This is a genomic window from Streptomyces racemochromogenes (assembly GCF_039535215.1).
Classification (GTDB): Bacteria; Actinomycetota; Actinomycetes; order Streptomycetales; family Streptomycetaceae; genus Streptomyces; species Streptomyces racemochromogenes.
In genome coordinates this window covers 2921265-2937845 of sequence record NZ_BAAAWT010000001.1, presented here as the reverse complement: position 1 = coordinate 2937845, position 16581 = coordinate 2921265, and the positions used below count along the sequence as shown (strand labels likewise).

Here is a 16581-nt window from a genome sequence, read left to right as displayed (position 1 = left end):
TGTGCACGGGCTCGGTCACCGGGGCCTCGCCCCGTGCAGTCGGCGGTCCAGCTCGTCGTCCAGCGCCTGCTGTTCGGCTTCCGTCGGTGCGTAGCCGTTCCAGTCGCGCAGCAGTACGCGGGCGCGTTCGGCGCGTTCGGCGCGTTCGGCCGGGGTGAACAGGGTCTCGGCCAGGCGGGCCAGGTAGGCGCGGAGGGACAGTCCCTCGCCGGCCGCTATGGCGGCGAGCCTGTCCTTGGCTTCCTCGGGAATCCGGATGTTCGCGTCGGGCATCGTCGTGCTCCTTCCCGTTCCCGCAGCGTATGGGTGCGTACCCGTACCCGTACCCGGATCCACCGGTGTTCACCCCATCGGGTGCGCGGCGCCCACCCCTTGCCTGACGGACCGTCAGCTACGACGATGGCCCGGCACCGCACGACGAACCGGCATACGAAGGCGAGGCGGGCCCGGCATGGCGCGCGTGTTTCCGGAAGGCCGGCTGGAGTACGGGATGCAGCTCCCGGTCCAGTCGCAGAGCACCCTCTACGCCGAGCCCTGGGAGGCCTCGGCCGGCGCGGCCGATCTCGCCGAGGTGGCCCGCGCCGCCGACCGGGCCGGCTTCGGGTACGTGGCCACCTGCGACCACGTGGCCATCCCGCGCCGCCTCGCCGGCCCCATGGGCACCGTCTGGTACGACCCCGTCGCCACCCTGGCGTTCCTGGCCGGGATCACCGCGCGGGTGCGGCTGCTGAGTCACGTCGCGATCGTCGGCCTGCGGCACCCGCTGCTCACCGCCAAGCAGTACGCGACCCTCGACCACCTCTCCGGCGGCCGGCTGGTCCTCGGGGTCGGTGCCGGGCACGTCCAGGAGGAGTTCGAGGTGCTCGGCGTCGACTTCGAGCGCCGCGGGGCCGTCCTGGACGAGAGCCTGGACGCGCTGCGCGCCGCCCTCGGCCCGCAGGAGTACCCGGAGTTCGAGGGGGAGCGGTTCTCCTTCCGGGACCTCGGCCAGCTGCCCCGCCCCGCGCAGGAGCGGATCCCGGTCTGGGTCGGCGGCTCCTCCCCGGCGGCCGTCCGCCGGGCCGCCGTGCGCGGCGACGGCTGGCTGCCGCAGGGCGACCCGCGCGAGCGGATCCCGGGGCAGGTGGCCCGGATCCGGGAGCTGCGGGAGGCGGCCGGGGTGGAGGGCCCGTTCGAGGTCGGCGCGATCACCGAGCCGCTGTACGTCGGGGAGCCCGGCTGGGACACCGGCCGCCGGACCCTGACCGGCAAGGCGGAGGTGCTCGCCGAGTCCCTCCGGGAGTACGCGGCGCTGGGCGTGGACCAGGTCCAGGTCCGCTTCCGCAATCGCGACCGCGCCGAACTCGTGGACCAGATAACCGCTTTCGGGGCCGAGGTGGCCCCCCTCCTCAACGACTAGGAGCACGCGATGGGCAAGCTGGACGGGCGCGTCGTCGTCATCACCGGCGCGGCGCGCGGCCAGGGCGAGCAGGAGGCCCGCCTCTTCGCCGCCGAGGGCGCACGGGTGCTGCTGGGCGACGTGCTGGACGAGCAGGGCGCGGCCGTCGCGAAGGAGATCGCCGCCGAGGCGGGCGCGGACCGGGTGCGGTACGTACGGCTCGACGTGAGCCGGGAGGAGGACTGGGCGGCCGCGGTCGCCGCGGCGAAGGAGGCCTTCGGCCGGATCGACGGGCTGGTCAACAACGCGGGCATCCTGCGCTTCAACGAGCTGGCCGCCACCCCGCTGGAGGAGTTCCGCCAGGTGGTCGAGGTCAACCAGATCGGCGCCTTCCTCGGTATCAGGGCGCTCGCCCCCGAGATCGGGGCGGCCGGCGGCGGGACCATCGTCAACACCTCCTCCTACACCGGTCTGACGGGCATGGCGTACGTGGGCGCGTACGCGGCGACCAAGGCGGCGGTCCTGGGGCTGACGCGGGTGGCGGCACTGGAGCTGGCCGCGAGGAACATCCGCGTCAACGCGATGTGCCCGGGCGCGGTGGACACCCCCATGGCCAACCCCGGGCTCCTCGACCCGGCGGGGATGACGGACGAGGCCAGGGATGCGATGGCCGAGCTGTACAAGCGGGTGGTCCCGCTGGGCCGGGTGGGGCGGCCGGAGGAGATCGCGAAGCTCGCCCTCTTCCTGACCGGCGACGACTCCTCGTACATCACCGGTCAGCCCTTCGTGGTGGACGGCGGCTGGACGGCGGGCGTCAGCATTGTCTGACGGCGTGTCAGATAACCCGTTACGACTCTCTTGACTGTCCCGCCCCGGCGATGGAACAGTCGGACGCATCGCAGCATCTGACGCAACGTCAGAAACCTAAGGACGGTGAACCCCCTTGGAATTCGGGCTCTTCGTGCAGGGATACGTGCCTGAGGCGCGGTCCAAGGTCGACCCCGAGGCGGAGCACAAGGCGCTGCTGGAGGAGACCGAGTACGTCATCCAGGCCGACAAGTCCGGCTTCAAGTACGCCTGGGCCTCGGAACACCACTTCCTGGAGGAGTACTCCCACCTCTCCGCCAACGAGGTCTTCCTCGGCTACCTCGCCGCCGCCACCGAGCGCATCCACCTCGGCTCGGGCATCTTCAACCCGCTCGCACCGGTCAACCACCCGGTGAAGGTGGCCGAGAAGGTCACCATGCTCGACCACCTCTCCAAGGGCCGCTTCGAGTTCGGCACCGGCCGCGGCGCCGGCAGCCACGAGATCCTCGGCTTCCTCCCCGGCATCACGGACATGAACCACACCAAGGAGATCTGGGAGGAGACCATCGCGGAGTTCCCCAAGATGTTCCTCCAGGAGGAGTACGAGGGATTCCAGGGCAAGCACTGGTCGCTCCCGCCGCGCAAGATCTTCCCCAAGCCGTACGGCAAGGCCCACCCGGCCATGTGGTACGCCGCCGGCTCGCCCTCCTCGTACGCCATGGCCGCGAAGAAGGGCCTGGGGGTGCTGGGCTTCAGCGTCCAGAAGGTCTCCGACATGGAGTGGGTCCTGGAGCAGTACAAGACGGCCATCCAGGAGGCCAAGGCGATCGGCGCCTTCGTGAACGACAACGTGATGGTCACCTCGACCGCGATCTGCGCCGAGACGCACGACAAGGCGGTGGAGATCGCCGTCAACGCGAACATGAACCGCTTCCAGTCGCTGGTGTTCCGCTACCACGACACCTTCCCGCGGCCGGAGGCGATCCCGGAGTGGCCGGAGACCCTGCCGGAGTACAACGCGGAGATCATCGAACTGCTCATCGCGGAGGAGCTGCTGATCTGCGGAGACCCGTCGGAGGTACGGGCGCAGTGCGAGCGGTGGGAGCGGGCGGGGGCGGACCAGCTGTCCTTCGGACTGCCGACGGGGGTGTCGAAGGAGGACACGCTCACCACGATCAAGCTGATCGGCGAACACGTCATCCCGCACGTCGACACCGACCCGGTCCACCGGACCACCCGCTTCCGGCAGGCCGCTTCGTAACGCCGGACTCCGTCCGTCGGACCTGGGGCGGGGTCGGTTCGGGTGGCTGGGGCCGGTGGGTCGGGTGCGGGTGGGGGCCGCTGCGCGGGGCGAGGTCCCCTACCCGCCCTTCCCCCGTTCCCAGGGGCTCCGCCCCTGACCCCGCGCCTCAGACGCCGGCGGGGCTGGAAGTACGGCGCTCCGCGCCCGGTGCGCTCAAACGCCGCGCGGGCTGGATGTATCCAGCCCCGCCGGCGTTTGAGGCGCGGGGGTCCGGGGGCGGAGCCCCCAGGGGGCCCGGGGCGCAGCCCCGGGCTCTTCCAGCCCCGCCGGCGTCTGAGGCGAGAACGGTTGAAGGGCGGGTAGGGGACCGCCCCGCAGGGCTCGCGCCCCGCCCGGCCGGGGCAACGGCAAGGGACACGGAACCACCCAGGAGGGGAACCGCATGCTCGACCACCTCATCCGCGGAGCGACCGTCGTCGACGGCACCGGCGCCCCGCCGTACCTCGCCGACGTCGGGATCAAGGACGGCCGCATAGCCGTCATAGCCGAGCCGGGCACCACCGCAGAGGCCCGTACCACCGAGGACGCCACCGGCCTCGTCCTCACCCCCGGCTTCATCGACCCCCACACCCACTACGACGCCCAGCTCTTCTGGGACCCCTACGCCACCCCCTCCATGAACCACGGCGTCACCACCGTCGCCGGCGGCAACTGCGGGTTCACCCTCGCGCCCCTCAACCCCGCCCGCCCCGAGGACGCCGACTACACCCGCCGCATGATGAGCAAGGTCGAGGGCATGGCCCTCGCCGCGCTCGAGGAGGGCGTCGACTGGTCCTGGTCCACCTTCGGCGAGTACCTCGACGCCCTCGAAGGCCGCATCGCCGTCAACGCCGGCTTCATGGTCGGCCACTGCGCCCTGCGCCGGCACGTCATGGGCGAGGACGCCGTCGGCGGGCAGCCCACCCCCGCCCAGATGGAGCAGATGCTGGCGCTCCTCCACGAGGCCATGGACGCCGGCGCCTGGGGGCTGTCCACCACCCAGTCCTCCACCCACTCCGACGGCGCCGGCGCCCCCGTCGCCTCCCGGCACGCGAAACCCGCCGAACTTCTCGCGCTCTCCCGCGCCGTCGGCGAACACGAGGGCACCCAGCTCGAAGCCATCGTGGCCGGCTGCCTCGACCAGTTCTCCGACGACGAGATCGACCTCTTCGTCGAGATGAGCGCCGCCGCCGGCCGGCCGCTCAACTGGAACGTCCTCACCATCGACGCCGCCGTCCCCGAACGCGTCCCCCGCCAGCTCGTCCCCAGCGAACGCGCCCGCAAGTCCGGCGGCCGGATCGTCGCGCTGACCATGCCGATCCTCACCCCCATGAACATGTCCCTCGGCACGTTCTGCGCCCTCAACCTCATCCCCGGCTGGGGCGAGGTCCTCGCACTCCCCGTCCCCGAGCGGATCGCCAGGCTCCGCGACCCGGACGTACGCGCCGGGATGCTCCGCCGCGCCGACAGCAAGGAGGCCGGGGTCTTCCGCCGCCTCGCCGACTTCGGCCGCTACGTCATCGGCGACACGTACAGCAAGGAGAACGAGGGGCTCAGCGGGCGCGTCGTCGGCGACATCGCCGCCGAACGCGGCCAGGACGCCTTCCAGTGCCTCGTCGAGATCTGCGCCCACGACGACCTGCGCACCGTCCTGTGGCCCATGCCCACCGACAACGACCCCGCCACCTGGGCCCTGCGCGCCGAGACCTGGCAGCACGAGGACGTCATGCTCGGCGGCTCCGACGCCGGCGCCCACCTGGACCGGATGTGCGGGGCCCCGTACACGACCCGGTTCCTCGGCGACTGCCTGCGCGGCCGCAAGCTCCTCCCGCTGGAGCAGGCCGTACGGATGCTCACCGACGACCCGGCCCGGCTGTTCGGGCTGCGCGAGCGCGGCCGGATCGCCGAGGGCTTCCACGCCGACCTGGTCCTCTTCGACCCGGAGCGCATCGACGCCGGCCCGGCGACCCTCGTCCACGACCTGCCCGGCGACAGCCCCCGGCTGGACGCGCGGGGGATCGGGGTGGTCTCCGTACGCGTCAACGGCGTCGAGACGATCCGCGACGACCAGGTCACCGGCGCGGTCCCGGGGACCGTGCTCCGCTCCGGCCGCGACACCAGGACGGTGAGCACCCGATGAACGAGGGCACGGGCACGCAGCGCCTCTACATCGGAGGCGAGTGGGTCGAGCCCGACGGCGGGCACTACGAGGTGGTCAACCCGGCCGACGGGTCCGTCGTCGGCCTGGCCCCCGAGGCCTCCCGCGCCCAGGTCGAGGAGGCGGCCCGCGCCGCCGCCGAGGCCTTCGGCACGTGGTCCCGTACGGCCCCCGAGGAGCGCGCGGCCATCCTCGACCGCGCGGCGGACGTGATCCAGCGGGAGTTCGAACCGTGGGCGGCCCTCGCGCGGGCCGAGACGGGCGCGCCGACGGGCATCGCCCGCGGGATGCAGGTCGGCGTCGGCGTGTCCCGCTTCCGGCGGTACGCGAAGGGCGCCCTGGAGCCGGTGGAGAAGGGGCTCCCGCCGCAGGTCACCGAGGCCGGCCCGATGGGGAAGGCGTCCGTCCTGGGCGCGCTGGAGGTGCGCCAGCCGGTCGGCGTGGTCACCTGCGTCACCTCGTACAACAACCCGTGGGCGAACCCGGCCGGCAAGGTCGCCCCGGCGCTCGCCATGGGCAACACGGTGGTGGTGAAGCCGGCCCCGCAGGATCCGCTGTCGGTGTTCAGGATGGCCGAGGCGCTGCACGAGGCGGGTGTCCCGGCCGGGGTGGTGAACGTGGTCTCCGGCGCCTCGGTGGAGGTCGGCGAGGCGGCCGTGGACTCCCCGTACGTGGACATGGTGTCCTTCACCGGCTCCACGGCCGTCGGGCAGCGCATCGCCGAGGTGTGCGGGCGGAGCATGAAACGGCAGCTGATGGAGCTGGGCGGCAAGGGAGCGGCGATCGTCCTCGAGGACGCCGACCTGGACGCGGCGGTGACGGGGATCGGCACCACCTTCTCCTTCTACAGCGGCCAGATCTGCACCGCTCCCACCCGCGTGATCGTCCACCGGTCGGTGTACGAGCCGCTGGTGGAGAAGCTGCGCGGCTACCTGGCCTTCATGAAGGTCGGCGATCCGGCCGAGCGGGGCACGGTCGTCGGCCCGGTGATCTCGGCGGCGCACCGCGACCGGGTGGAGTCGTACGTGGAGCTGGGCCGCAAGGAGGGCGCGCGGATCGCCTTCGGCGGCGAGCGCCCGGTGGTCGGCGGCGGCCGGGGCTTCTACGTGGCGCCGACGCTGCTGGTGGACTGCACGAACGACATGCGGGTGGTGCGGGAGGAGATCTTCGGCCCGGTCGTGGTCGTGGTCCCGTTCGACGGGGACGAGGAGGAGGCCGTCCGGCTGGCGAACGACAGCGACTTCGGGCTGATCAGCTACGTGTGGTCCGGCGACCCGGCCCGCGCCTTCCGGGTGGCGCGCCGGCTGCGGTCGGGCGGGGTGGGGGTCAACACCATCGGCCGGAACATGGAGGCGCCGTTCGGCGGGTTCAAGCGGTCGGGGGTCGGGCGGGACGTCGGCTCGTACGCGCTGCACGCGTACAGCGAGGTGCAGTCGGTGGTGTGGACGACGTGACGGGGGGAGGAGGGGAGGCGCTCCCCGGGGCGGTCCGCCCCGGGGGTGCCCTCTCCTCCTGGTTCCTGGGGCTGCGGCCCTGCCGCGGCCAGGTGTAGCCGAGGGACTCGGCGAGCCGGCGGTCCCCGCCGGTCAGCCTGGCGTACGTCTTCGGGTCGGCGCTCTCCAGGCGTGCGACGGCCGCTTCGGCCCGGACCTCGGGCGGGCGGCCGTCGTCCGGGAGCTCCCATGCGAACGTCAGGCTCGGCGCGGGGTCCTCGCCCGGTGCGGGCGGGGCGGCCGGGGCGGGCCGGTGGCCGAAGTCCACGGTCACCCGGTCCGGGTCCCGCCAGTCCGTGGTGGCCCGGATCCAGCGCAGTTCCCAGCGGGTCCGCAGCTCCGGCCGGGCCCGCAGGGCCGCCGTGATCCGCCGGGCGGTGCACCGGGCCGGCCAGGCCCAGGACTCGTCGGCGCGGGCACGCAGGACCTCGGCCCCGTAGGCGGCCGCGTCGAAGCGGAGCTCGGGCGGGGGCGGGCCGGCCGCCCCGCGCCAGCCGTCCCAGACGACCTCGTCCCCGTCGCGTCGGACGGTGACGTACAGGGCGCCGCAGCATCCCTCGGTGCAGTCCGCCTCGGCGAGCTGCACCTCGCGCGGCTCGGGGCCGGGGAGCAGGGCGTCGCCGTCGAGCAGGTGCTCGGGCGGATGCCCGGGGCCCTTGGGGAAGAGGGCCGGTACGAGGGGCCGGCCGTCGATCAGGATCCGGGTCTCGACGGCGGTGCGGGTGTCGGGGTCGCCGGCCACCACCTCGATGCGCAGGGGCGCGGGCGGTACGGGGTGGCCGAAGGGGCGGGTGCGGTTGCGGGCGATCCAGGCGGCGCGCCGGTCGTGGGGTCCGGGCGGGGGTTCGGTGCCCAGGTGCCGTTCGAGGAGGGCGAGCAGCGCCTCCCGCTCGCCGGCGGGCCGGTCGAGCAGTGCGCCGGTGCCGCTGTCCAGGTCCTGGGCGAGGGAGAGGAGGAGCGCCTGGTGGTCGAGGTCCGGGTCGGGCAGGCCCGCCCGCTCCACCACCGTGCGGTACACCTCCGCCGCCGGGCCGTAGTCGAGGAGGTCGGCGCGGTTGTCGTACCGGTTCGCCATGGCGTGCAGCAGCCGCCCGGCGGCCGTGGTGAGGGCGGTGTCGTCGGGGCGGGCGCGCAGGAGGGCGTCGAGCCGGGCGGCCTCGGCGATGCGGCGGGCCTGCCAGCGGACGGCGGTGTCCCGGTCCGGTGCGTTGACGAGGGCGACGAGCGCGTCCCGTACGCGCCGCGTGGCCGGGCCGTCGCCGAAGCCGCCGCCGTCGGGTGTGGCGGCGGCCGCGTCGACGAGCGGGGTCAGGGTGTGGTCGCGGCCGAGGTGGGTCAGGTGCAGCAGGGCGGCCGCCTGCCGGTCGAGGGGGTCGAGTGCGGCCGCGGCCGGGCTGCCGAGTCCGCGGAGCAGGCCGAGGGCCTTGAGGCAGGGCACGTCCTCGGGTTCCCCGAGGCGGATCAGGAGGGCGACGCCGACGCCGACGGCGGTGGGGGTGGTGCCGGTCCGGGTCAGCCGGCGGGCGGCGGCCCGGGCGGCGGGTTCGTCCTCCAGCGGCATCCGGGCGGCCACGGCGCGGACGGTCCGGTCCGGCAGCCCGAGCAGGCCGAGCCTGCCGACGGCATGGTGGACGGCCGCGGCGGCCCTGACGGGGTCCGGGTCGGCCAGCGGGCCGGCGAGGGCGGTGGTGACTTCCTCCTGCGCCCGCTCCCAGGTGAGGCGGGGGCCAGAGGGCGGTGTTCCGGTCGCGCGGTCGGGCCTGTCGGGGAGCGGGTAGCCGCGGCGGGGGACACCGCCGTCGGGGTCGCAGCCCCGGCGGAACAGGGCGTAGTCGTACAGGGAGGTGCCGGGAGTGAGCGTCGTCCGCTCGTCGCGGGCGCTCACCGGGCGGGGTGGGACTCGATTCCGTAGGTCATGCCGGGAGCCTGCCAGAGGTGGTCACGGGCCGTCCAGCGGGTTTCACGGGGCGCAGTCGTTTGGGGGCCTGGGGCGGGTTCCGGGGGCTTCGAAAATTGGCGCGGGAAAGTTTGGAAACGGACAATTGGGATACTCCTGCGGTTTCCGCAATCCGGAATGCCCGTCTCGGCGCCTGTTGAACCGTGGATGGTTGCCCGTGTGAACCTTGTATTGCCAGTTCATGAACGGATGCGATCTTCGCAATCCAAGGAATTTAGCCCTGTGAATTACCGGACTTAAGTCTTCCGGATCAGGAAACCGCAGCATCTACCGTCCTGTCCCATGACACAGCTGGACACGCGGCCTCGGGTCGGAGACACGGTAAGCGGCGTCGCCGAGGGCGGCGCCGTACATGCGGCCGGGACCGCAGACGCGGCCGACGTCCGCGGCAAGGGCCTCGGCAAGGGCTCCGTGGGCCTCCTGGGCAGCGCCGTCATCGGCATCTCCACCGTCGCCCCCGTCTACTGCCTGACCTCCACCCTCGGCTCCACCGCCGGCGAGGTCGGCGTCCAGATGCCGGCGGTCTTCCTGGCCGGCTTCCTCCCGATGCTCCTGGTGGCCTTCGCCTACCGCGAGCTCAACAAGGCCGTGCCGGACTGCGGCACCTCGTTCACCTGGACCGTCAAGGCCTTCGGCCCGCGCATCGGCTGGATGTGCGGCTGGGGCCTGGTCATCGCCACGATCATCGTGCTGTCCAACCTGGCGGGCGTGGCCACCTCGTACTTCTGGCTGCTGGCCGGCGAGATCACCGGCAACCCGTCGATCGCCGCCCTCGACGACAACAAGTTCGCCCACATCGCCACCTGCCTGACGCTGATCGCCGTCGCGACCGCCATCAGCTACCGCGGCATGACCGCCACCAAGGGCGTCCAGTACACCCTCGTCGGCCTCCAGCTCGTCGTCCTCGCGGTCTTCGTCGCCATGGCCCTCCAGAAGGCCTCCGCCGGCACCTTCGACACCGGCATCGACTTCTCCTGGCAGTGGATGAACCCCTTCGCGGTCGAGTCCATGGGCGCCTTCACCGCCGGACTCTCCCTCTCGATCTTCATGTACTGGGGCTGGGACGCCTGCCTGGCCACCAACGAGGAGACCACCGGCTCCGCCAAGACCCCCGGCCGCGCCTCCCTCATCGCCATGATCGTCCTGGTCGGCTCCTACCTGGCCACCGGCATCGCCGCCCAGATGGCCGTCGGCTCCGGCACCGAGGGCCTCGGCCTCGGCAACGCCGAGACCTCCGGCAACGTCTTCGCCGCCCTCGCCGGCCCCGTCATGGGCCCCGTCCTCGGCATCCTGCTCTTCGTCGCGGTCCTCGCCTCCGCCGCCGCCTCCCTCCAGACCACCTTCATCCCGGTGGCGCGCACCGTGCTGGCCATGTCCACCTACGAGGCCCTGCCGCCCTCGTACGCCAAGGTCCACCCCAGGTTCAAGACCCCCGGCCGCGCCACCGTCATGGCGGGCATCGCGACCGGCGCCTTCTACACGGTCATGACCCTGGTCAGCGAGAACGTCCTCACCGACACGATCTTCGCGCTCGGCCTGATGATCTGCTTCTACTACTCGCTGACCGCCTTCGCCTGCGCCTGGTACTTCCGCGGCGAGCTGCGCCGCTCCGCCCGCGACCTGTTCTTCAAGGGCGTCTTCCCGGTCCTGGGCGGCCTGCTGCTCGCCGCGGTCTTCTTCAAGACCCTGGCGGACGCGTGGGACCCCTCCTACGGCTCCGGGTCCGACGTCCTCGGCGTCGGCAGCGTCTTCGTCATCGGCGTCGGCCTGCTCGCCCTCGGCCTGGTCGTCATGTTCGTCACCGGCCGCCGCAGCCCCGCCTTCTTCCGCGGCGAGGTCCTGACGAAGTCCACCCCGGCCCTGGTGGTGGAGGACTGACCGCCTGACGCCCCCACCTGCTGTGTCATGACCCGCGGCCCCGGATCGATCCCCCGATCCGGGGCCGCCGGTGTACGCGGGCCAGGTCATCCGATGCGCGGAACGGCCGGGGCGGGCGGTGACCCGGGACACGGGGAGGTCGTTGGGCGGGGCATGAAGGCAATGAAGCGCACCCTCACCGCCCTCGCCCTCACCGGCGGAGCCGCACTCGCACTCACCCCCCTCACCGCCCACGCCGCCGACGGGGGCGAGGGAGCGTCCCTCGGCGGGCAGCCCCCGGTCAAGCGCGTCGTCGGCATCGTCAACCACCCCGGGCAGGCCGTGGACGACACCCGCACCGCCGTGGCCATCACCGGCGCGGCCGTCGGCAGCGCGGCCAACTCCACCAACGGCTCCCTCGCGGGCGCGGGCGGCGCCCTGGACGCCGGCGTCCCGGACGCGCCGAAGGTGAAGGGCTAGCCCGGGCGGCCCACGCTCAGCCCCAGGTGCGGGAGCAGAGCACGAGCCGGTAGCCGTCGGGGTCCTCGACCGTGACGCCGTACTCGTCCCAGTACGGGTTGTGCGAGGGGACCCGGGTCCCGCCGCACTCGACGAGCCGGCGCACGAGCTCCTCGTCGGGGGCCTCGCCGAGGTAGACGACGAACAGGTCGTCCACGGTGGGGGTGGGCTCGACCGGGTCGTCGGGGTCGAGCGTCAGCTCGAAGTGCCACCCGCCCCCGGCCGGCCCGACCATCAGCAGGTCGTGCTCCCCGGGCACGCGCTCCGCGCTCCGCCACACGACGTCGAGCCCGAGCCCGTCGACGTAGAACCGCTCGGCGGCCTTCAGATCCCGCGAGGGGCGTGCGACACGTATGTGGGTCTGCGTATTGATCATGCCGGGAGCGTACGCGCGGGGGCGCGTGCGGGCCGGATATTTCCCCCTCGAGGGGCGGGGGCGGGGCGGTGTTCGCCCACCCGCCCCCGCCCTGAGACCGTCCGGGGGGACGCCGCTCGCGCAACCCCGCGCATAATCGGCGGGTGATCAAGCCCGAGAGTGTGCGTACCGACCGGCTGGACCTCGTGCCCCTGCGGGTTGAGGACGCCGAGGAGATGGCCGGTGTGCTGGGGGATCCCGACCTGCACGTGTTCATCGGCGGTGAGCCCGAGGGCGTCGAGGAGCTGCGTGCCCGTTACGTGCGGTGGGGCGCCGGGTCGCCGGATCCGGGGGTTGCCTGGTGCAACTGGGTGGTGCGGCTGCGGGCGGAGGGGTGCCTCGTCGGGACCGTTCAGGCGACCGTCGGGGGCGGCAGTGCCGAGGTGTCGTGGGTGGTGGGAACGGCCTGGCAGGGCCGGGGGATTGCCTCCGAGGCGGCTCGGGGGCTCGTCGTGTGGTTGCGGGAGCAGGGGGTGGGGGAGGTCGTCGCGCACGTCCATCCCGACCACGCGGCGTCGGCCGCCGTCGCCGCTGCGGCCGGCCTCGCCCCCACCGGCCGGTGGCAGGACGGCGAGGTCCGGTGGGAGCGGGTGTGGGGCGGGGATCCGGTCAGCGGGGAGTGAGGAGGCAGAACTCGCTGCCCTCCGGGTCCGTCAGGACCTTCCAGTGGATCGCGGACTGGTCGAAGCCGGCGTCGGCGGGGTCCAGGGCGCCCAGGCCGCGCAGGCGCGCGGCCTCCGCCTCCAGGTCGTCGCCCTTGTAGGGGGCGACGTCGAGGTGGACGCGGTTCCAGCCGCTCTTGGGGTCGGCGGTGCGGATGAACTCCAGGTAGGGGCCGACGCCTTTGGCGGACCGCAGGGTCGCCTGGGTGTCGGTGACCTCGTGGACCGTCCAGTCCGTCGCCCGGCCCCAGAAGCGGGCCATCTCCCGGGGGTCGGCGCAGTCGACCACCACGGCGGCGACCGGCCCGGTGTCCCCGTAGACCTCGCGGGGCTCCAGGACGCAGAACTCGTTGCCCTCCGGGTCGGCCATGACCGTCCAGGGGACGTCGCCCTGGCCCACGTCGGCGAGGGTCGCGCCGAGGCCCTTCAGGCGTGCGACCAGTTCCGCCTGGTGGGCGGCCGAGGTGGTGGCCAGGTCGAGGTGCACCCGGTTCTTGACCGTCTTGGGCTCCGGTCGGGCGATGATGTCGATGCAGACGGCGGCAGGGTCGGGGTAGGTGAAACCGACGGGTTCGAGGTTGGTGACGCCGGGCCCCTCGCTGTCGATGCCCCAGCCGAGGGCCTCCGCCCAGAACCGGCCGAGCGCGGCGTCGTCGTGGGCCTTCATGTTGATCTGCACGAGTCTCGTCGTCATGGGGCAGATCCTAGGAGTTGACGTGGTACTGCCGCGCCGCAGGTCAGAGGCCGTCCCGCCGCCGGTTGGCGTGCGGGGCGGATGTGGGGGAGGCTCGCCGCATGGTTTCGATAGTGCAGAACGTGGCGGTCGACTGTGCGGATGCCTACGGGCTGGCCCGGTTCTGGAGCGCGGTGACCGGCCGTCCGCTGGGCCCGGAGGACGTACCGGGCGCCCGGGAGACGCAGGTGCTGCTCGCGGAGGGGCCGGTGCTGTACTTCAACCAGGTGCCCGAGCCGAAGACGGTCAAGAACCGGATCCATCTGTGCCTGCGCCCCGAGACGTCGCGCGAGCAGGAGGTGGAACGGCTGCTCGGCCTCGGGGCCACCCTGGTCGGCGATCACCGCAACCCGGACGGGACCGGCTGGGCGGTGCTCGCCGACCCGGAGGGCAACGAGTTCTGCGTCCTGCGCAGTGATTCGGACCGGGCCGCGACGGGCTCCTGAGGGGCGGTCCGAGAAGACGTCAGCCCCGTTCGGCGGCGCTGCGTTCCACGCAGAACTCGTTGCCCTCCGGGTCCGTCATGGTCACCCAGCCCGTGCCGTCCGGGTTGCGGTGGTCGCCGGTGATGGCGGCGCCGAGCGCGGTCAGGCGTTCCACCTCCTCGTCGCGGGTGCGGTCCTGCGGCTGGACGTCGAGGTGGACGCGGTTCTTCACCGCCTTGCCCTCCGGGACGCGGATGAACAGCAGTCCGGCGCCGGCCGTCTCGACCAGCACTTCGGGGTCGCCGGGCTCGTCGCCGTCTTCGAGCTTGCCGTCGAGGGCGGCGGTCCAGAACTGCGCCAGGGCGTAGGGGTCGGAGCAGTCGAAGGTCACGTGTCGCACGAGAGATGCCATGGCGGCACTATCGATCAGGCTCCGGCCCCTGTCCATCACACAGGGGCGGGGGCGTCACTTCCGCCAGAAGAGGTGGTGGATGACGCTGCCGCCCGGGCTGGGGACGACGTCCAGGTGGAAGCGGTCGAGCAGCTCGTCGGGTGACTTCCACAGCCGTGACCCGGAGCCGATCTCGATGCCCGGGGAGACCGCCACGTGGAGGGTGTCGACGAGGTCGGCGTCGAGGAACTCGCGGATGGTGGTGGCCCCGCCGCCGAGGCGTACGTCCTTGCCGCCCGCGGCCTCCTTCGCCCGGGCGAGGACGGTGGCCGGGTCGGCGCCGGTGAAGTGGAAGGTGGTGTCGGAGAGGGTGAAGGACGGGCGTTCGTGGTGGGTCATCACGAACACCGGTGTGTGGAAGGGCGGCTCGTCGCCCCACCAGCCCCGCCACTCGTGGTCCTGCCAGGGGCCGCGCTGGGGGCCGAACTTGTTGCGGCCCATGATCTCGGCGCCGATGTTGTTGGCGAAGTCCCGGGTGAGGTAGTCGTCGAGTCCGCGGCTGCCGCCGGGGGCGGTGCGGTTGGGCCAGCCGGCGGTGGCGCCGGCCCACGCGAACATGGTCCCGGGGTCGGCGTGGCCGAAGGGCCGCTCCAGGCTCTGGTCCTCGCCGGCGCCGAAACCGTCCCGCGAGACGTTGAAGTTCTGCACTCTCAGCAGCTGCTGCCGCGCCATGGTCTGTTTCCTCCTACGTGATCCTCCGTGTACGGACGAGGATTGAGACTGCACGCGTCGGCGGAACTCATCGCCCGCCGACACGCCGGCTTCCCTACGGGGTCTGCTCGGGCTTGGTGTGGAGGATCTCGCGTGCCTGGTCGGCGGCGCGGACGATGCTCTCGGAGACGAAGTCGACGAAGCGGCCGATGTTCTCCAGGCGGGTCGCGGCGGGGGTGTTGCGGCCGAGGACGTTGACGCCCTTGCGCGCGGTCTCGGCGAGCAGGGCGGTGGAGCGGGCGCTGGCCATCATCGACTCGTACCAGACGTCGTCGTCGACGATGTACCGCTCACGGCGGCGTTCGTCGCGTTCCCGGCGGATGAGGCCCTGGCCTTCGAGCAGTGCGACCGCCTTGGAGATGGAGCCGGGGCTGACCTGGAGGCGCTGGACGAGTTCGGACGCGGTGAGGGTGCCGGAGTCGGCTATGTAGAGGGCGACGAGGACCTTGGCGGTCATCTTGGGCAGGCCCGACTGGATCAGGACGGTCGCGAACATCTCCTCGTACGCGGCCACCGCCTCCGGGTCGCGGCCGTGGGTCTGTGCGGGGGCCTGGGGGCCCCGGGGCGCGGCCTGCTTGCGGCGGTGGGTGCGGTGTTCGGTGGCGCGCTGGGCGAGGTCGGCGCGGTAGCCGGCGGGGCCGCCGTTGCGCATGACCTCGCGGGTGACCGTTGAGGTGGGGCGGTCGAGGCGCCGGGCGATCTCCGCGTAGGCGAGGCCGTCGGCCACGCCCAGTGCGATCTGCTGGCGTTCCTGCGGGGTGAGCCTGCCTCCCGGCATGTGCGGTCTCCTTCGTGTTGCCGTCTGCGGCCCCAGCGTAGCGTTCAGATTCGAGCTGTTGCAACGGATTCCGGGCTGGCGTTGCGTTAGATTTAGGTGCGGTGCAACGATATTGCGGCTCTGACCTGCGGTTATTTGGATTCTTCGCAACGAAGTTGTTGCTCGATCTGTGAACGCGACGTAGCTTTCAGGTCGTTGGAAACAGCGAGCGACACCAACCCGAAGGAAGAGAAACCATGCAGAACTTCGCCACCACCGCCGCCATCACCACCATCCTCGACATCCCCGCCGGTGCCATCCGCTTCATCGCCACAGACCGCGCCGACACCACCGTCGAGATCCTCCCGGCCGACGCCGGCAAGAGCCGCGACGTGAAGGCCGCCGAGGAGGCCACCGTCGAGCTCCGGGACGGCGTCCTGTACGTCAGCACCCCGCAGAAGAACGAAGCGTTCGGCGCCTCCGGCTCCGTCGACGTCACCGTCCAGCTGCCCGCCGGGTCCAGCGTCGAGGCGAAGACGGCCTCGGCCCGGGTCACCACCACCGGCCGCCTCGGCGACGTCTCCCTGGAGAGCGCCCACGGCACCGTCACCCTCGACGAGGCCGCCCGCGTCCGCATCGCCCTCGCCGCCGGCGACATCAGGGTCGGCCGCCTCACCGGCTCCGCCGACCTCCGCACCCAGAAGGGCGACCTGACGATCGGTGAGGCCGCCGGCGGCACGGTCACCCTGCGCACCGAGCACGGCGACATCACCGTCGGCGCCGCCCGCGGAGTCTCCGCCACCCTCGACGCCGGCACCTCCTACGGCCGCGTCAGCAACGCCCTCCGGAACGCGGACGGCGACGACACCCTCACCATCCACGCCACCACCTCCTACGGCGACATCACCGCCCGCACCGTCTGAGCCCCAGCCCGTCCCGCACCGCAGCCACGCACACCCACCCGAAGGAGCACGCC

17 protein-coding genes are annotated in these 16581 nt (G+C 72.6%); 10 read left to right on the top strand and 7 right to left on the bottom strand.

Translation table 11 applies throughout. The features are described from left to right. Nucleotides 1–15 precede the first annotated feature (15 nt). The gene (locus ABD973_RS13420; protein WP_125822046.1) at nucleotides 16–273 is read right to left on the bottom strand and encodes a hypothetical protein; all 258 of its coding nucleotides are present in this window, start codon (nucleotides 271–273) and stop codon (nucleotides 16–18) included. Nucleotides 274–451: 178 nt separating this feature from the next. On the opposite strand from ABD973_RS13420, the gene ABD973_RS13415 reads away from it, so the two are divergent. The 5 genes from ABD973_RS13415 (at nucleotide 452) to ABD973_RS13395 (ending at nucleotide 7079) form a co-directional block, all read left to right on the top strand. After that, nucleotides 452–1399, top strand: coding sequence for an LLM class F420-dependent oxidoreductase (locus ABD973_RS13415; protein ID WP_345500170.1), 948 nt, complete (start codon nucleotides 452–454; stop codon nucleotides 1397–1399). A 9-nt stretch (nucleotides 1400–1408) separates the two neighbouring features. Beyond that, entirely contained in the window at nucleotides 1409–2206 is a 798-nt protein-coding gene (locus ABD973_RS13410; protein WP_125822047.1) for an SDR family NAD(P)-dependent oxidoreductase, read from the top strand. 115 nt (nucleotides 2207–2321) lie between these two features. Further along, entirely contained in the window at nucleotides 2322–3446 is a 1125-nt protein-coding gene (locus ABD973_RS13405) for an LLM class flavin-dependent oxidoreductase (RefSeq protein ID WP_125822048.1), read from the top strand. Nucleotides 3447–3870: 424 nt separating this feature from the next. Continuing rightward, nucleotides 3871–5607 carry an N-acyl-D-amino-acid deacylase family protein gene (locus tag ABD973_RS13400; protein ID WP_345500169.1) on the top strand — a complete coding sequence of 579 codons (1737 nt, stop codon included), beginning with the start codon at nucleotides 3871–3873 and terminating at the stop codon, nucleotides 5605–5607. Next, on the top strand, nucleotides 5604–7079 hold the full coding sequence (locus ABD973_RS13395; RefSeq protein ID WP_345500168.1) for an aldehyde dehydrogenase family protein: 1476 nt from the start codon (nucleotides 5604–5606) through the stop codon (nucleotides 7077–7079). Before ABD973_RS13400 ends, ABD973_RS13395 begins: the two co-directional genes overlap by 4 nt. On the opposite strand, the gene ABD973_RS13390 is transcribed toward ABD973_RS13395, so the two are convergent. Then, nucleotides 6994–9003: a hypothetical protein gene (locus ABD973_RS13390; protein WP_345500167.1), complete on the bottom strand. Its 2010-nt coding sequence runs from the start codon at nucleotides 9001–9003 to the stop codon at nucleotides 6994–6996. The genes ABD973_RS13395 and ABD973_RS13390 overlap by 86 nt on opposite strands. A gap of 354 nt (nucleotides 9004–9357) precedes the next feature. Between ABD973_RS13390 and ABD973_RS13385 the strand changes: the two genes are divergently transcribed. Then, on the top strand, nucleotides 9358–10953 hold the full coding sequence (locus ABD973_RS13385) for an APC family permease (protein WP_345500166.1): 1596 nt from the start codon (nucleotides 9358–9360) through the stop codon (nucleotides 10951–10953). Nucleotides 10954–11106: 153 nt separating this feature from the next. After that, nucleotides 11107–11412 carry a hypothetical protein gene (locus tag ABD973_RS13380; RefSeq protein WP_260614406.1) on the top strand — a complete coding sequence of 102 codons (306 nt, stop codon included), beginning with the start codon at nucleotides 11107–11109 and terminating at the stop codon, nucleotides 11410–11412. A 16-nt stretch (nucleotides 11413–11428) separates the two neighbouring features. Here ABD973_RS13380 and ABD973_RS13375 read toward each other — a convergent pair whose 3' ends face one another. Beyond that, nucleotides 11429–11827 carry a VOC family protein gene (locus ABD973_RS13375; RefSeq protein ID WP_345500165.1) on the bottom strand — a complete coding sequence of 133 codons (399 nt, stop codon included), beginning with the start codon at nucleotides 11825–11827 and terminating at the stop codon, nucleotides 11429–11431. 143 nt (nucleotides 11828–11970) lie between these two features. Here ABD973_RS13375 and ABD973_RS13370 point away from each other — a divergent pair, with 143 nt between their 5' ends. Further along, nucleotides 11971–12489, top strand: coding sequence for a GNAT family N-acetyltransferase (locus ABD973_RS13370; protein ID WP_345500164.1), 519 nt, complete (start codon nucleotides 11971–11973; stop codon nucleotides 12487–12489). On the opposite strand, the gene ABD973_RS13365 is transcribed toward ABD973_RS13370, so the two are convergent. Then, on the bottom strand, nucleotides 12476–13222 hold the full coding sequence (locus tag ABD973_RS13365) for a VOC family protein (protein ID WP_125822056.1): 747 nt from the start codon (nucleotides 13220–13222) through the stop codon (nucleotides 12476–12478). The two genes, ABD973_RS13370 and ABD973_RS13365, sit on opposite strands and share 14 nt — an antisense overlap. A 101-nt stretch (nucleotides 13223–13323) precedes the next feature. Here ABD973_RS13365 and ABD973_RS13360 point away from each other — a divergent pair, with 101 nt between their 5' ends. Continuing rightward, complete coding sequence (locus ABD973_RS13360; protein WP_125822057.1) at nucleotides 13324–13707, top strand: VOC family protein; 384 nt, start codon at nucleotides 13324–13326, stop codon at nucleotides 13705–13707. Between the two features lie 19 nt (nucleotides 13708–13726). On the opposite strand, the gene ABD973_RS13355 is transcribed toward ABD973_RS13360, so the two are convergent. The 3 genes from ABD973_RS13355 to ABD973_RS13345 all read right to left on the bottom strand — a co-directional run bounded on the left by ABD973_RS13355 (nucleotide 13727) and on the right by ABD973_RS13345 (nucleotide 15626). Beyond that, nucleotides 13727–14098, bottom strand: coding sequence for a VOC family protein (locus ABD973_RS13355; protein ID WP_125822058.1), 372 nt, complete (start codon nucleotides 14096–14098; stop codon nucleotides 13727–13729). 54 nt (nucleotides 14099–14152) lie between these two features. After that, nucleotides 14153–14809 carry a dihydrofolate reductase family protein gene (locus ABD973_RS13350; RefSeq protein WP_125822059.1) on the bottom strand — a complete coding sequence of 219 codons (657 nt, stop codon included), beginning with the start codon at nucleotides 14807–14809 and terminating at the stop codon, nucleotides 14153–14155. A gap of 94 nt (nucleotides 14810–14903) precedes the next feature. Then, entirely contained in the window at nucleotides 14904–15626 is a 723-nt protein-coding gene (locus ABD973_RS13345; RefSeq protein ID WP_125822060.1) for a GbsR/MarR family transcriptional regulator, read from the bottom strand. A gap of 236 nt (nucleotides 15627–15862) precedes the next feature. Between ABD973_RS13345 and ABD973_RS13340 the strand changes: the two genes are divergently transcribed. After that, nucleotides 15863–16528, top strand: a complete 666-nt coding sequence (locus tag ABD973_RS13340) for a DUF4097 family beta strand repeat-containing protein (protein WP_125822061.1) — start codon at nucleotides 15863–15865, stop codon at nucleotides 16526–16528. Nucleotides 16529–16581 lie beyond the last annotated feature (53 nt).

Coding starts and splice junctions, on each gene's coding strand:
- ABD973_RS13410 (WP_125822047.1), top strand. CDS start 1,409: ATGGGCAAGCTGGACGGGCGCGTCGTCGTCATCACCGGCGCGGCGCGC.
- ABD973_RS13420 (WP_125822046.1), bottom strand. CDS start 273: ATGCCCGACGCGAACATCCGGATTCCCGAGGAAGCCAAGGACAGGCTC.
- ABD973_RS13360 (WP_125822057.1), top strand. CDS start 13,324: ATGGTTTCGATAGTGCAGAACGTGGCGGTCGACTGTGCGGATGCCTAC.
- ABD973_RS13395 (WP_345500168.1), top strand. CDS start 5,604: ATGAACGAGGGCACGGGCACGCAGCGCCTCTACATCGGAGGCGAGTGG.
- ABD973_RS13350 (WP_125822059.1), bottom strand. CDS start 14,809: ATGGCGCGGCAGCAGCTGCTGAGAGTGCAGAACTTCAACGTCTCGCGG.
- ABD973_RS13365 (WP_125822056.1), bottom strand. CDS start 13,222: ATGACGACGAGACTCGTGCAGATCAACATGAAGGCCCACGACGACGCC.
- ABD973_RS13355 (WP_125822058.1), bottom strand. CDS start 14,098: ATGGCATCTCTCGTGCGACACGTGACCTTCGACTGCTCCGACCCCTAC.
- ABD973_RS13400 (WP_345500169.1), top strand. CDS start 3,871: ATGCTCGACCACCTCATCCGCGGAGCGACCGTCGTCGACGGCACCGGC.
- ABD973_RS13415 (WP_345500170.1), top strand. CDS start 452: ATGGCGCGCGTGTTTCCGGAAGGCCGGCTGGAGTACGGGATGCAGCTC.
- ABD973_RS13385 (WP_345500166.1), top strand. CDS start 9,358: ATGACACAGCTGGACACGCGGCCTCGGGTCGGAGACACGGTAAGCGGC.
- ABD973_RS13345 (WP_125822060.1), bottom strand. CDS start 15,626: ATGCCGGGAGGCAGGCTCACCCCGCAGGAACGCCAGCAGATCGCACTG.
- ABD973_RS13340 (WP_125822061.1), top strand. CDS start 15,863: ATGCAGAACTTCGCCACCACCGCCGCCATCACCACCATCCTCGACATC.
- ABD973_RS13375 (WP_345500165.1), bottom strand. CDS start 11,827: ATGATCAATACGCAGACCCACATACGTGTCGCACGCCCCTCGCGGGAT.
- ABD973_RS13380 (WP_260614406.1), top strand. CDS start 11,107: ATGAAGGCAATGAAGCGCACCCTCACCGCCCTCGCCCTCACCGGCGGA.